The organism is Mameliella sp. LZ-28, assembly GCF_012274245.1.
Classification (GTDB): Bacteria; Pseudomonadota; Alphaproteobacteria; order Rhodobacterales; family Rhodobacteraceae; genus Antarctobacter; species Antarctobacter albus.
The window spans coordinates 88,644-101,501 of the sequence record NZ_JAANYX010000037.1 but is presented as its reverse complement, the minus strand read 5'-3'; the positions used below and the strand labels follow the sequence as shown (position 1 = coordinate 101,501).

Genomic DNA, 12,858 nt, shown 5'->3' with positions numbered 1-12,858 from the left:
TCAGAAACAATCCTCGACCCCCCAGTGGACGGGGATTTCGGCCACGCTGGCAGAGGCGGGCAGTTCCAGCACGGTGCGGGTGATGCGGGCAATGTCCTCGGGGCGGGTCTTGTCACTGCCGTCACTGCCCGATGCGGCGCGGCCCATGTCGGTGGCCACGAAGCTGGGACAGATGGCGGTGGCGCGCACGCCGCTGTCCTTTCCGGCCTGCCGCAGGGCATGGGTCAGCCCGACAAGGGCGAATTTCGACATGGCATAAAGCCCCGATCCCGGCGATTTCACCCGCTTGCCGGAGAGCGAGGCGATGGTCACGATCCGGCCCGGACCCTGTTCCAGCAGGGGCCAGGCCAGTTGCGACAGGCGCATCGGCGATTTCACGTTGACGTCGAACAGCTGGTCGAACTCGGCCTCGCTGGCCTCCAGCACCGAATGCGCGCTGTGGATGCCGGCGTTCAGAACCAAACCGTCCAGCCGGCCAAAGCGCGCCTGCGTCGCGGCGATCCAGGCGCTTTCGCTGTCCGGGTCGGTGGCGTCGAAGCGGCAGGTCAGCACGATGTCCGAGGCGGGAAGGGGGCTGGTGTCCGGGTCGCGCAGGCCCAGGCTCAACGCCCATCCGGCAGAGTGCATCTCGGCGGCGATGGCCGCGCCGATGCCCCGGCTGGCGCCGGAAATCATCACGACTGGGCGGTTCATGCCGGGAGGCCCGCCGCCTGTTCGGCGATCTCGCCGGCCCATTCCGGGCCGGGCACCTGGACGCGATGCCCGGGCGAAACCTCGCGCCATTCCCGCTTGGGCGGCTGGTAGTCCAGGGGGCGCACCGGGCTTTTCAGGTCGCGCACGTCCAGCCCGCGACGCATGCCCCGGCGCGCCGGGTCCGGGACCGGCACGGCCGACAGCAGGCGGCGGGTGTAGGGGTGCTGCGGGTTTTCGAAGATCGCGGCGCGCGGGCCGATCTCGACGATCTCGCCAAGGTACATGACCGCGACACGGTGGCTCATGCGTTCCACCACCGCCATGTCGTGACTGATGAAGAGGTAGGACAGGCCCATCATTTCCTGCAGGTCCAGCATCAGGTTGATGACCTGCGCCTTGATCGAGACATCCAGCGCCGACACCGCCTCGTCCGCGACGATCAGGCTGGGTGTCATGCCAAGCGCGCGGGCGATGCAGAGGCGCTGGCGCTGGCCGCCGGAGAACTCGTTGGGATAGCGCCGCGCCATGTCGCCCGTCAGCCCGACCTTTTCCAACAGGTCCGCCACGCGCCCTGGCGCCTCGGCACGCGAGACAAGACCGTGGGTCAGCATCGGTTCGGCGATGGCGTCCCCGATGCGGAACCGGGGGTCGAGGCTGGCAAAGGGATCCTGAAAGATCATCTGCATCTTGCGCCGGTAGGGGCGGATGGCGCGGCGCGACAGGCCCAGCAATTCCTCGCCTTCCAGCTTGACCGATCCGTCCTGTGCCGGGGTCAGCCCCAGGATGGACCGCCCGGCAGAGGACTTGCCGCAGCCGGATTCACCGACAAGCGCCAGGGTCTCGCCGGGATGAATGTCGAAGTCGATGCCCTCGACCGCGTGGACACGCCCGGCGCCACGGCCCAGGAAGCCGCCGCCGGTGGCATAGCGCGTGGTCAGGCCGCGCACCTGCAGCAGCGGTGCGGTGCTGTCATCCACGCGCGCTTCGACCGGACGGGCGGGCAGGGGCTTGCCGGTTTCGGCCTCGACCAAGGGAAACCGTGCGGGTTGGTGGCTGCCGGTCATCGAACCCAGCCGGGGCACCGCCGACAGCAGCGCGCGGGTGTAGGGCTGTTCCGGCGCGGCAAAGAGCGCCTCTGTCGGGCCCTGTTCCACGGCACGGCCCCGGTACATGACGATGGTCCGGTCCGCGACCTCGGCCACGACGCCCATGTCATGGGTGATGAAGAGAACGGCCATGTCCTCTTCTTCCTGCAGCACCTTGATCAGCTCCAGGATCTGGGCCTGGATCGTCACGTCCAGCGCCGTCGTCGGTTCGTCCGCGATCAGCAGGCGCGGGCGGCAGGCCAGCGCCATCGCGATCATGAACCGCTGGCGCATCCCGCCCGAGGACTGGTGCGGGTATTCGCCCATCCGCTGCCGTGCCGCCGGGATGCGCACCCGCTCCAGCAGGCGCTGCGTCTCGGCCAGGGCCGCCTTGCGGTCCATGCCCTGGTGCGCCTCCAGCACCTCGGCGATCTGTTCGCCGATCTTCATCGAGGGATTCAGCGAGGTCATCGGCTCCTGGAAGATCATCGCCATGTCGTTGCCGCGCACGCCGCGCATCTGGGGTTCCGACAGGGTCAGCAGGTCGCGGCCTTCCAGCAGAACCTTGCCCCTGATGCGGCTCGTCTCGGGGTCGAGCAGGCGCATCGAGGCCAGCGACGTGACGCTTTTCCCCGAACCGCTTTCTCCCACAAGGGCCAGCGTTTCGCCCCGCGCGATCTGCATCGACATGTCGTGGACCACCGGGGTCCAGCCGGTGCGGCCGCGAAAGGCGACCTCGAGTCCGGAGACGGAAAAGACAGGTTCGGTCATGGCGCGGTCCGTTTCGATCGGTTCAAGCGTAGCGGCTTGCCCGCCGCTCCGGAAGGGATCGCTGCATGACGCGGACCGGGAAAACGAGGGGTTGCCGTTTATGATATATCATATATCCTGACAAGAGGGGTCCGATCATGCAAGGGGAAACTCGCCCCGGCGGGCCAATCAAGAGAAAGGACCGAGCATGAAACTCGATGAATTGCCCCGGCTGTCGCTGGGATTCCTGCCCACCCCGGTCGAGGACCTGCCCCGTCTGAGCGGTGAGCTGGGCGTCTCGCTTTCGGTGAAACGCGATGATTTCACGGGCTTCGGCGGCGGTGGCAACAAGGTGCGCAAGCTGGAGTTCCTGATGGCGGACGCGGTGGCGCGCGGCGTTCAGGTGGTCATCACCACCGGCGGGCACCAGTCCAACCATGCGCGGATGACCGCCGCTGCTGCCCGAAAATTCGGCATGAAGCCGATCCTGGTGCTGCGCGGCAACCGTCCCGACGCCTGGCAGGGCAACCTCTTGCTGGATCACATCCTGGGGGCCGAGGTCGATTTCCTGGACCCGGACGCCTATTTCGAGCAGATCAATCCGCGCATGCAGGCCCATGCGGATGCCGCAGAGGCACGGGGCGAGACGCCCTATATCATCCCGCTGGGGGGCGCCAGCGCGCTGGGTGCGATGGGCTATGTGAACGCGATCCGCGAACTGTCGGAACAATACGCCGCCACGGGCCGCAAGGCGCCGGATTATATCTGCGCGCCGGTCGGGTCGGGTGGCACGCTGGCGGGCATGGTCGTCGGCTGTTCGATCTGGTGGCCAGGGACCAGGGTACTGGGCATCGCCGTCACCGGCACCGCCGTGCCGTTCGCCGAGCGGATCGCGGTCATGGCCAATGACGCGGCAGAGCTGCTGGAATTGGAGCAGCGATTCACACCCGAGGATCTGCGGATCGAGAATGACTATGTCGGGCCGGGCTATTCCATCCCCTCCGAGCAGGGCAACGCCGCCATCCTGCGGACCGGCCATGCCGAAGGCGTGCTGCTGGACCCGGTCTATACCGGCAAGGCGATGGCCGGGATCATCGACCTGGCGCAACGCGGCGCCATCGAACAGGGATCGGACGTGCTGTTCGTGCATTGCGGCGGCACGCCCGCGCTGTTCCCCTTCAACGAGCAACTGACAGCCGACGTCAGCGCGTGAAGGGGGGGCGCGTCCCGGTTTCGGCCGGGGCGCGCTTTTGAGGCGTTCAGCGCGGAGAGCGGGCCAGGATCACCTCGGGGTCGCCCGCGTAAAGCCGCCGGACCAGGTCGCTGCGATTGTTCAGCACCGCGCGCTGGTTGACCGATCCCTTGTCGGTCACCTCGCCCGCGTTCAGATCCAGCGGGTCGATCATCACGATCGCGCGGGCGATCCGCATCGAAGAGCCGGTGGCCTCCTGTGCCAGCCGCGCCAGTCGCTCCTGCAGCGCGGTGCGCACCTCTGGCCGGGACCAGAGCGCCGCGTCGTCCAGTGCCGCGCCGTCGGGCACCAATGCCTCTGCGCCGGCGCGGGACGGAACCAGAAGGGCGCCCAGTTCGTCCTGGCCTTCGCCGGTGATGACCGCGTCACGCGCTAGGCCCCCCAGAGCATCGACCAGTTTCGCACGGAGCGCCCCCACCGCGACCCATGTGCCCGTGTTCAGCTTGAAGTTCTCGGCGATGCGTCCGTCGAAGAAAAACCCCTGCGCAGCATCGCCGGGCACGGCAAAACGCACCGCGTCCCCCAGCTTGTAGAAGCCTTCCTCGTCAAAGGCCTGCGCGGTCAGTTCCGGCGCGCGCCAGTAGCCGGGCGTGACCAGCGGCCCCTTGATGCGCAGTTCCAGCTTGCCGCCCGTTGGCACCAGCTTGATCGTGACACCCTTGGCGGGCACGCCGACATTGCCGGGGAGGTCCTGTTCCTCGACACAGGTCAGGGCAAAGGGGGCGGTCTCGGTTGCCCCCAGCCCGGTCGACAGCAGGGTGCGCGCGCCCACCGTCTGTTCCGACAGCGTCTTGAGTGCCTCCCACGTGTGGGTGGCCATGCCTGCGCCTGCATAGAGCAGCAGCTTGACCCGGCTGAAGAAGGTGCGGGCCAGGTCTGTGTCCGCCTGCATCGCGCGGATCAGGGCGTCATAGCCGACGGGGACATTGAAATACCAGGTCGGCGCGATCTCTCGCAGGTTGCGGATCGTCTCTTCGATCCCTTGCGGCCCAGGGTTGCCCTTGTCGATGTAGAAAGTGCCGCCGTTGTAGAGCGCCATGTTGAAGACCTTGCTGCCCGAGGCAACGTGGTTCCAGGGCGCCCAGTCCACCAGAACGGGCGGTTCCTCTTTCATGAAGGCATAGCAGTCCTGCACCATCGCCATGTTGGAACAGAGCATCCGCTGAGTGGTGATCACCGCTTTGGGAGAACCGGTTGTGCCGGAGGTAAAGAGGAACTTGGCCACCGTGTCGGGGGTGACGGCGCGGGCGGCGGCACGGCCGGCCTCCGTCGGCTCGGTCCGTTTGAGGTCGGCCCAGGACAGAACGCGGCTGCCGGGCAGGTCGCTTGCGACCGTGATGATCGGCAGATCGGGATCAAGAACCTTGCGGATGGCAGGTGCGAAGGCGTCCAGCCTGTCGGCAAAGACAGCGCCCGGGGTGATCTGGCGCGCGATGTCGGCCAGTTTCGGATAGTCCGGCCCGGTCAGCGCATAGGCGGGCGCGATCGCAGCAGAGGGGATGCCGACGTGCTGGGCCGACAGGGCGATCACCGCGTGATCGAGGCTGTTGCCCGAGAGGATCAGGAGCGGGCGGTCGACCGAAAGCCCCAGATCCAGAAGCGCGCTGCCCACCCGCTCGGTCAGGTCGGCCAGCTCTGCGTAGCTATGGCCACGCCAGTCCCCGGCATCGTCGCGTTCGGCCATCCACAGGTGATCCGGCGTGACCCCGGCCCAATGAGCGATCTTTTCCGACAGGCAGCGCGGGTAGGGGCCAAGCGGTTCTTCCTGCCAGACAAGGATGGTCCCATCATCGCGCGTTTCCTGCCGGACGCGCGGCTGCCACAGCCTGACCGACCGCATCTCTGTCATGGCCGAACCCTCCCCCTGGCTCATTTCATGTCCTACGAAATTCTTTACTTGGAAACAATTTAAAAATATAGAATCGGGGCAATTGCAGGAGGCGCGCGTGAACGAAGGGGACACCTTCAGGCCCGACCAGGATCGGCCCGGCGTAGAGGCCGCACCGGACACGGATGGGGCCGTTTCCTTGCATGAACTGGAGAACTCACTGGGTTTCTTGCTGCGGATCTCGCAGGTGCGGGCCTACGAACGGTTCTACGCGGCCTTCGACGAGATCGGTCTCCGCCCGGGAGAATTCTCGGTCATGTGGGTGATCTTGCAGAACCCGGGGGTCCGGCAGGGGTTGCTGGCGGAAACGCTGGGCATCAAGCCCGCGCAGATGACCAAGATGATCCGCCGGCTGGAGGTCCAGGACCGTATCCGCCGGGTCATTCCGGACGACGACCGGCGGTCGGTCCGCCTGTACCTGACCGAAGGTGGCGAGGCCTTTGTCAGGGACCACCGGGACGCCTTTTTCGGGCACGACGATTATCACAATCACGGACTGAGCGAGGCCGAGTGCCGTCAGCTTGCCCATCTGCTGCGGCGGTACAGCGGGGTGGGGCGCAGGGACGTCGACTGAACCACGGCGCCGGGACGCCGCGAGGAGGCGCGCACCCCGGCAGGCCGCACACGGACTAAATCCAGGGAGGATAGAACGATGAAGACGACCTTCTCATTCGCGGCGCTGGCCGTGGCGGGGACCTTGATCGCGGGAACGGTGGCGGCGCAGGACCTGCGCCTGGCGCCCGCGGCCCCGCCGGCGCATCCGGCCCACTACATGTACACCCATTTCGCCGAGTACCTGGCCAAGGAATCCGGCGGCACGATCGGGACCACGCTGCTGGGCCCCGAGGTGGTGGCCTTGCCGCAGATGGCGGATGCACTGAACTCGGGCCTGGCGGACATCGGCAACTCGCTGCCGCTGTATTTCGCGGCGGATTTCCCGTTGACCGGCGTGGCGGGTGACCTGGCGCTTCAGGGGCGCAACCCGCATGCGATGGCGCTGGCCATGACCGAATGGGTGGTCACCTGCGAGCCCTGCCAGCAGGAATACAAGGCGTTCGGTGGTGTCTTTCTCGGGGCGGGGTCTTCGGACGTCTACGGTCTGATCACCACCAAGCCGGTGGACTCCGTCGAGGATCTGCAGGGGCTGCGCCTGCGGTCGGGCGGCGCGCCCTATTCGCGCTGGGCCGAGCATTTTGGCGCCACCGGCGTCCCGATGGGTGTCGGAGCCACCTTCGAGGCGATGAGCCAGGGCGTGATCGACGGTACGATGGCCTCTGTCGTGGACATGCTGTCCTATCGGTTGGTCGACATCGCCACGCATTTCAACACGGTGCCCATCGGCACCTATCACGCCACCTCCAACTTTACGGTTGCCTTGCCGACATGGCAGCGCCTGTCCGAGGAACAGCGCCTGATGATCGTCAAGGCCGCCAACCGGGCGAATTTCGACCTGACCGACCGCTGGGCCTATCAACTGCCCGCCGACGCGCGCGAAGCGGTGGCCGGCTCTGACATCGTGGTGGTCGAGGCCTCCGACGACCTGCTGGCCGCCTCCGAGGGGTTTGCCGCGGCGGACCGCGAGGCACAGATCGCCAAGGCCGGGGACATCGCCGCCGATTTTGCCCAGCTGGTCGACGAATGGTCCGAGTTGATCGCCGACACGGGCAACGATCCCGATGCCCTGGCCGAACTGGCCTGGGAGCGGATCTGGAGCAAGGTTGACCTGGCGACCTACGGTCTCTGACACCTCTGGCCCGGTCCCGCGCGCGGCGCGGGGCAGGGCGCCCCATCCGACCGGAAAGCCCGACACATGAACGCGCTGACACAAGCCGCGTCACGGATCGCCCGCGTGCTCGCCCTTCTGGGGGCCATCGCGATTGTCGTGATGATGCTGCACATCTGCCTCGACGTGGTGCTGAGGAACCTCTTTCGCTATTCCTTCAGTTCGACCAACGCGATGGTGGCCCGCTACTACATGGTGCCGCTGGCCTTTCTTCCGCTGGCCTTTATCGAGCTGCGCGATGAAATGGTCTCGGTCGAGCTGATCGACAGCTTCCTGCCGCCCTGGCTACGGCAACTGTCGGACGCGCTGGTCGCGGCCATTGCCTGCGGGATCTACGGCACGCTGGCCTGGGCGACCTGGGGGTCGATGGTGTCCAACTGGAAAAGGGGCACGATGATCGAACTGGGCGATATCGAGTTCCTGACCTATCCCAGCTACATCTTCCCGACGCTGGGCTTTGCGCTGGCAACGGGTGCCTGCTTGGTCAAGGCCGCCGACCGCGCGCGGCAGATCGGACGTAGCGCATGAGCGTCGAGACGGGGTTCTACGGGGTCGGCATCCTGATCGTCCTGTTGCTGTTGCGGGTGCCCGTGGCGATGGCGCTGATCGCGGTCAGTTTCGGCGGGGTGGTCAGCCTTGTCGGGATCAAACCGGCGGTCGGCATCCTCTATTCAACGCCTTACGATTTCGTCGCCTCCTGGACGTTGTCGGCGGTGCCGATGTTCCTGCTGATGGGGTTCGTCGCCTTTCATGCCGGGCTGACCGGGGGGCTGTTCGAGGCGGCCAAACTGGTGCTGCGCAGGATGCCGGGCGGGCTGGCGATTTCCTCGGTCTTTGCCTGTTCGGGCTTTGCCGCCGTGTCGGGGTCGTCGCTGGCCTGCGCTGCCGCAATGGGCCGCATCGCCATCCCCGAGATGGTCAAGGCGGGTTATCGCCCCTCCATCGCCGCCGGGTCCATCGCGGCGGGGGGGACCATCGGTGCGCTGATCCCGCCGTCAATCCTGATGATCCTCTACGGCGTCTTTGCCGAAACCTCGATCACCCAGGTCTTTGTCGGCGGCATCGGCATCGGGCTGGTGACGGCGGTGTCCTATTGTGCCGTGATCCTGCTCATCAGCCTGTTTCGCCCGGACGTGGTGCCCCCCCGCATCGACGCGCCTGAAACGGGCACGACGCGCAGTGCCGTGCTGAACGTCCTGCCGATCCTGGCGATGATCGTGCTGGTCTTTGGCGGGCTCTTTGCCGAGTTCTTTTCCGCCACGGAGGCGGGCGCCGTGGGCGCGCTGGGCACCATCGTCATTTCCGCCGTCACCGGCCGCCTGACCCGCGAGGTCGTCAGCCAGTCGTTGCTGGAAACCGTCACCACGACCGGCTCGCTTTTCATCATCGCGGTGGGGGCGGCGATGTTCACACGCTTCCTGGGCCTGTCGGGGCTGTCGGGCTTCATCAATTCCTGGGTCGCGGGCGCGGACCTGACCTATGTGCAACTCATGCTGATCGTGGTGGTGATCTACCTGGCGCTTGGCACCTTCATGGAGCCGGTGGGCGCCATGCTGGTCACGCTGCCGGTGTTCCTGCCAGTTCTGCAAAGCCAGGGGCTGAGCCTGGTCTGGTTCGGGGTGCTGGTGGTCAAGCTGCTGGAAATCGGGATGATCACGCCGCCGGTGGGGCTGAACGTCTTTGTCATCAAGAACGTGGCCTACAAATATGTCACCACTGCGCAGATCTTTGCCGGGGTGATCCCCTTCCTTCTGGCGGATCTCGTGGTGGTGATCCTGACAATCGCCTTCCCGGCGGCGGTTCTGTTCCTGCCGGGGCTGCTATAGCTGCCGGTCAGTCCGCCAGCGCCGCGCTGGCCCGTTCAAGCGCATCGCGCAGGGCCATAGGCCCGTCTGTCTTCATAACCAATTCGCTGGACGCCAGGGTGGGGGGCGGCCCGTCGGTTTGTCCGCCGGTCAGAAAGATCACGGGAAGGTCCGGCGCGCTTTGTCGTGCTGCCTGCGCGACCTCCGTGCCCGAGAGCGATGCCCCAAGGTGCAGGTCGATCACCAGGATGTCGAAATCGGGGGCGCTTGCCACCCGATTCAGGGCCTTGGCCGGGTCCGAGAGCTGTTCGACCGCATAGCCGAACATCTCGAGCGTATCGGCCAGCGCCGCGAGAAAGGGCCCGTTGTCCTCGATCACCAGGATCTTTGTCGCGTCGGTCAAGTGAACACTGCTTTCCAATGAGTTATCCAGTCGGAAATGCCATTGGAAACCCGTGGCCACAATCTATAATCGCGCGTCCCCGGCGGTCGAGGAGCCATCATTTGAGAATCCTTTTCGCGTCTTCGCGGGCCCGGTGGCTGCTGATCGGGGTGTTTTTCTTGCTGATGCCACTGACGGCGGGCGCACAATCCCCCGAGAGGCAAGTGTTGCGCGTTCCCTGGGCAGGCGATTCCGGTTTCGGATTTGTCGAGGCGGACGGGACCCCGCGCAGTTTCTTCGTCGACCTCGCCCGGATGCTCGCAGAGGAGGCAGGGTTCGACATCGACCTCGTCGATGTCGGCCTGACGACGGAGGTGCTGCCGGCGCTGTCCCGGGGGCGTGCCGATTTGCTGGCCGGTGTTGGCAGGGGCGCCATCGACGATGGCCAGCTCTTGTTTGCCGGACCGGTCGCGGAAACGCGCTTCGTCCTGTTCGTCCGCGCTGACGCCCCTCGAGACTGGCGCTTCGAAACCTTCACTGACAGGCGCATAGGTGTCCTGCGCAACACGGTCGCCAGCCGGATGAGACCACCGGAAGGCAGCGTCATGGTGCCCTACGATGACCAGGTCACGGCCTTCGCGCATCTTCTCGATGGCCAGGTGGACGGGGTGATCGTCCTGTCCGCGCTGGGCGAAAGAACGCTGCGCCGGACCGGGCTGGATGGGCTTGTGCGCCCGACATTTCCGCCGGTGCGGGAAAATTCCCATTTTGTCGCCCTCCGGCCGGAATTCGCCACCCTCTTGCCGGGGATCGAGGCGGCGCTTGGTCGGCTGGAGACCAGCGGCGCACTGGACGATCTGCGCGCGCGCTGGCTCATGGTGCCGCCGGTGCCGGTTCCGGATGTGCTGACCGTGGGTGTATCGCATTTCCCGCCCTACCACCTGGTCGAGGAAGACGGGCGGGTCCGCGGTTTCGCGGTCGAGGTGTTGCGCGACCTGGCGGCGCGCGCGGACATCGCCGTGCAGTTCGAACCGATCACGCTGGAAAGTTGGGCGCGGGGGCCAAGGGTCGGCGCCTTCGATCTCCTGCCCTTGCGCAGTGTGACAGAGGCAGAGCGGAACCTGTTGCAGTTCAGCGCACCGATCCAGACGATCGAATATGCCATTTTCGTTCGTGCCGCCGACGCGGGCCGAGAGCTGCGACCGGAAGAAGGGCGGATCGGTATCATCCAGAGCAGCCCGTTGCGCGCCGAGATCGCGGCGGATCTCGGCGTGCCGCTGGTCATGTTGCCCGAGGTCAGAGGCGGTGCGCAGGATCTGCGTGCGGGTCGGATCGACGCCTTGGTGATGCCGCGCGTGACCTTCCAGAGGACGGTCCAGGAAATGGGGTTGAGCGATGCCTTTGCCCAGCTCGACGCGCCGGTGTTCCGGAACGACCTGGCCATTGCAATGCGGCCGGGCCTGGGGGATTTGCAGCGACGGCTGGACGTGGTCATCCGGGGGTATGTCGGCTCTGACCAATACCGCGACCTGGCCCGGCAATGGATGGAGGACCCGGTGTCCTGGACCGACCGGCGGGTCAACCTGATCCTCTATGGAGGCGGGGCGCTGGCCATCCTGGGGGCGCTGGCCTTCCTGGTCCAAAACTGGCGCGCCCGTGCCAATGCCGAGCGGCTGCGCGCCCAGACGGCGCTGGCCAGCGAAAGGCTTGCGGCGATCCTGGCGAGCACGCGGCAGGGGGTCTTCGGCTTTGGCACCGGCGGAGAGATGGCTGTCATCAACCCGGGCGGTCGGGTGCTGCTGGGCTTGGAGGAGGAGGTCTCACCGCAACATTGGCCCGAGAGCGCGCAGTTCCTTGAACCGATCAGCGCCGAGCCTCTCGATCCCGGGCGGGACCCGCTTCAGCGCCTCTTTCGGGGCGAAATGACGAACGGGCAGGTTTGCCTGTTCCGTGCCCGTCCGGATCAGGCGTCCCGCTATGTCCGTGTGACCAGCGATGCGGTCACTTCTCTGGGGTCGGGGCTGTCGGCGCTGATGATCGTCGAAGATACCCATGACAACGAATTGAACCGGCAAAAGCTGGAGCGGTCGCAGAGGTTGTCCTCGCTGGGGATGCTGACAGGTGGTCTGGCCCATGATTTCAACAATATCCTGGCCACGATCCTCTACAACGCGCAATTGGTCCGGGTGAAAGCCGAAGGCCCCGTTGCGGCGACGGTCGACCGGATCATCGACACCGTCAGACACGGCAACAACCTGACGCAGCGCCTGCTGGGATTTTCCCGCCAGTCGCCGCAGGAACCCGGCGCGGTCAGCCTGCGCGAAAGCCTAAAGGAACTGGAAAGCCTGGCCCGGCCCGCCATCGGAGAGGCCATCGGGCTGATCCTGCCGGCGGTCGACGAGGATGTCTTTGTACACTGTGTCAGGGGGGAACTGGAAAACGCCCTGCTGAACCTGATCCTGAACGCGCGCGACGCGATGGCGGACTCCGGTCAGGGCGACGAGATCGTGATCCAGGTCCGGAGATACGACATGCGCACATCCGACCAGGAGGACGCAGAGACCGGGCACATGGTGGAGATCGCCGTGTCGGACAATGGCCCCGGCATGACGGGAGACGTGTTGCGCCAGGCGACCGACCCGTTCTTTTCGACAAAGACCGACGCGGGCGGCACCGGGCTGGGCCTGGCGATGGTCGACAGTCTTGCGGCGCGGTCGTCGGGGCGCCTGTCGCTCTACTCTGAGCCGGGCAACGGGACCACGGTCCGGTTGCGCCTGCCGCGTGTCGCGGGTGATGGCGGCGCGCTGCCGCAGACCTCGGCGGCCATCCCGCGCGGCGACGGCTGGCGCCTGTTGCTGGTCGAGGATCAGGCAGCGCTGCGCGAGCCGATGGCAGAATTGCTGCGCGATCTCGGCTACGATGTGGACATGGCCGACACCGGTCGGGCCGCACTGGATCGGCTGGATGCCGGGGCCGACTACGATGTAGTTCTCAGCGATATCGTGATGCCGGGTGGCGTTTCGGGGATCGACCTGGCGCGCGCCATTTGCACGCGGTTCGCGCGGATGGCAATTGTCCTGATGTCCGGCCATGCCGAGGTCGGCTCGGACGAGATCCGGGCGCTTGGGCTGCCGGTGCTGCAGAAACCCTGTCCATTGCCGGACCTCGCAACGGCGATCTACGCGGCCCTGAAGGAAGGGCAGGCGTAGACCTTTGGGGA

The 12,858-nt window shown here is 66.3% G+C and carries 10 protein-coding genes; 6 read left to right on the top strand and 4 right to left on the bottom strand.

Annotated features, from left to right (window positions below; all coding sequences use genetic code 11):
* Both G9Q80_RS25915 and G9Q80_RS25910 read right to left on the bottom strand, forming a co-directional pair.
* Positions 1–693: an SDR family NAD(P)-dependent oxidoreductase gene (locus G9Q80_RS25915; RefSeq protein WP_088716246.1), complete on the bottom strand. Its 693-nt coding sequence runs from the start codon at positions 691–693 to the stop codon at positions 1–3.
* Positions 690–2,549 (bottom strand): ABC transporter ATP-binding protein, encoded by a 1,860-nt coding sequence (locus G9Q80_RS25910; protein ID WP_088716247.1) that lies wholly within the window; start codon positions 2,547–2,549, stop codon positions 690–692. Before G9Q80_RS25910 ends, G9Q80_RS25915 begins: the two co-directional genes overlap by 4 nt.
* 187 nt (positions 2,550–2,736) lie before the next feature.
* Between G9Q80_RS25910 and G9Q80_RS25905 the strand changes: the two genes are divergently transcribed.
* Positions 2,737–3,741 carry a 1-aminocyclopropane-1-carboxylate deaminase/D-cysteine desulfhydrase gene (locus G9Q80_RS25905; RefSeq protein ID WP_088671447.1) on the top strand — a complete coding sequence of 335 codons (1,005 nt, stop codon included), beginning with the start codon at positions 2,737–2,739 and terminating at the stop codon, positions 3,739–3,741.
* 46 nt (positions 3,742–3,787) lie between these two features.
* Here G9Q80_RS25905 and G9Q80_RS25900 read toward each other — a convergent pair whose 3' ends face one another.
* Positions 3,788–5,653 (bottom strand): feruloyl-CoA synthase, encoded by a 1,866-nt coding sequence (locus G9Q80_RS25900; RefSeq protein WP_232788278.1) that lies wholly within the window; start codon positions 5,651–5,653, stop codon positions 3,788–3,790.
* A 73-nt stretch (positions 5,654–5,726) separates the two neighbouring features.
* On the opposite strand from G9Q80_RS25900, the gene G9Q80_RS25895 reads away from it, so the two are divergent.
* The 4 genes from G9Q80_RS25895 (at position 5,727) to G9Q80_RS25880 (ending at position 9,277) form a co-directional block, all read left to right on the top strand.
* Positions 5,727–6,242: a MarR family winged helix-turn-helix transcriptional regulator gene (locus G9Q80_RS25895; RefSeq protein WP_198550013.1), complete on the top strand. Its 516-nt coding sequence runs from the start codon at positions 5,727–5,729 to the stop codon at positions 6,240–6,242.
* A gap of 78 nt (positions 6,243–6,320) precedes the next feature.
* A complete protein-coding gene (gene dctP, locus G9Q80_RS25890) occupies positions 6,321–7,412 on the top strand; it encodes a TRAP transporter substrate-binding protein DctP (protein WP_088716250.1) in 1,092 nt (363 codons plus the stop codon).
* 66 nt (positions 7,413–7,478) lie between these two features.
* A complete protein-coding gene (locus G9Q80_RS25885; protein ID WP_088716251.1) occupies positions 7,479–7,979 on the top strand; it encodes a TRAP transporter small permease in 501 nt (166 codons plus the stop codon).
* On the top strand, positions 7,976–9,277 hold the full coding sequence (locus G9Q80_RS25880; protein WP_088716252.1) for a TRAP transporter large permease: 1,302 nt from the start codon (positions 7,976–7,978) through the stop codon (positions 9,275–9,277). Before G9Q80_RS25885 ends, G9Q80_RS25880 begins: the two co-directional genes overlap by 4 nt.
* Positions 9,278–9,284: 7 nt before the next feature.
* Here the strand turns inward: G9Q80_RS25880 and G9Q80_RS25875 are convergent, their stop codons facing one another.
* Complete coding sequence (locus G9Q80_RS25875) at positions 9,285–9,659, bottom strand: response regulator (protein ID WP_157903866.1); 375 nt, start codon at positions 9,657–9,659, stop codon at positions 9,285–9,287.
* Between the two features lie 206 nt (positions 9,660–9,865).
* Here G9Q80_RS25875 and G9Q80_RS25870 point away from each other — a divergent pair, with 206 nt between their 5' ends.
* Positions 9,866–12,847, top strand: coding sequence for a transporter substrate-binding domain-containing protein (locus G9Q80_RS25870; RefSeq protein ID WP_168246597.1), 2,982 nt, complete (start codon positions 9,866–9,868; stop codon positions 12,845–12,847).
* Positions 12,848–12,858: the final 11 nt, after the last annotated feature.

What these genes read in the sequence shown, in the direction of transcription:
- G9Q80_RS25910 (WP_088716247.1), bottom strand. Translation starts at nt 2,549, where the DNA reads ATGACCGAACCTGTCTTTTCCGTCTCCGGACTCGAGGTCGCCTTTCGC.
- G9Q80_RS25885 (WP_088716251.1), top strand. Translation starts at nt 7,479, where the DNA reads ATGAACGCGCTGACACAAGCCGCGTCACGGATCGCCCGCGTGCTCGCC.
- G9Q80_RS25900 (WP_232788278.1), bottom strand. Translation starts at nt 5,653, where the DNA reads ATGAGCCAGGGGGAGGGTTCGGCCATGACAGAGATGCGGTCGGTCAGG.
- dctP (WP_088716250.1), top strand. Translation starts at nt 6,321, where the DNA reads ATGAAGACGACCTTCTCATTCGCGGCGCTGGCCGTGGCGGGGACCTTG.
- G9Q80_RS25880 (WP_088716252.1), top strand. Translation starts at nt 7,976, where the DNA reads ATGAGCGTCGAGACGGGGTTCTACGGGGTCGGCATCCTGATCGTCCTG.
- G9Q80_RS25915 (WP_088716246.1), bottom strand. Translation starts at nt 693, where the DNA reads ATGAACCGCCCAGTCGTGATGATTTCCGGCGCCAGCCGGGGCATCGGC.
- G9Q80_RS25905 (WP_088671447.1), top strand. Translation starts at nt 2,737, where the DNA reads ATGAAACTCGATGAATTGCCCCGGCTGTCGCTGGGATTCCTGCCCACC.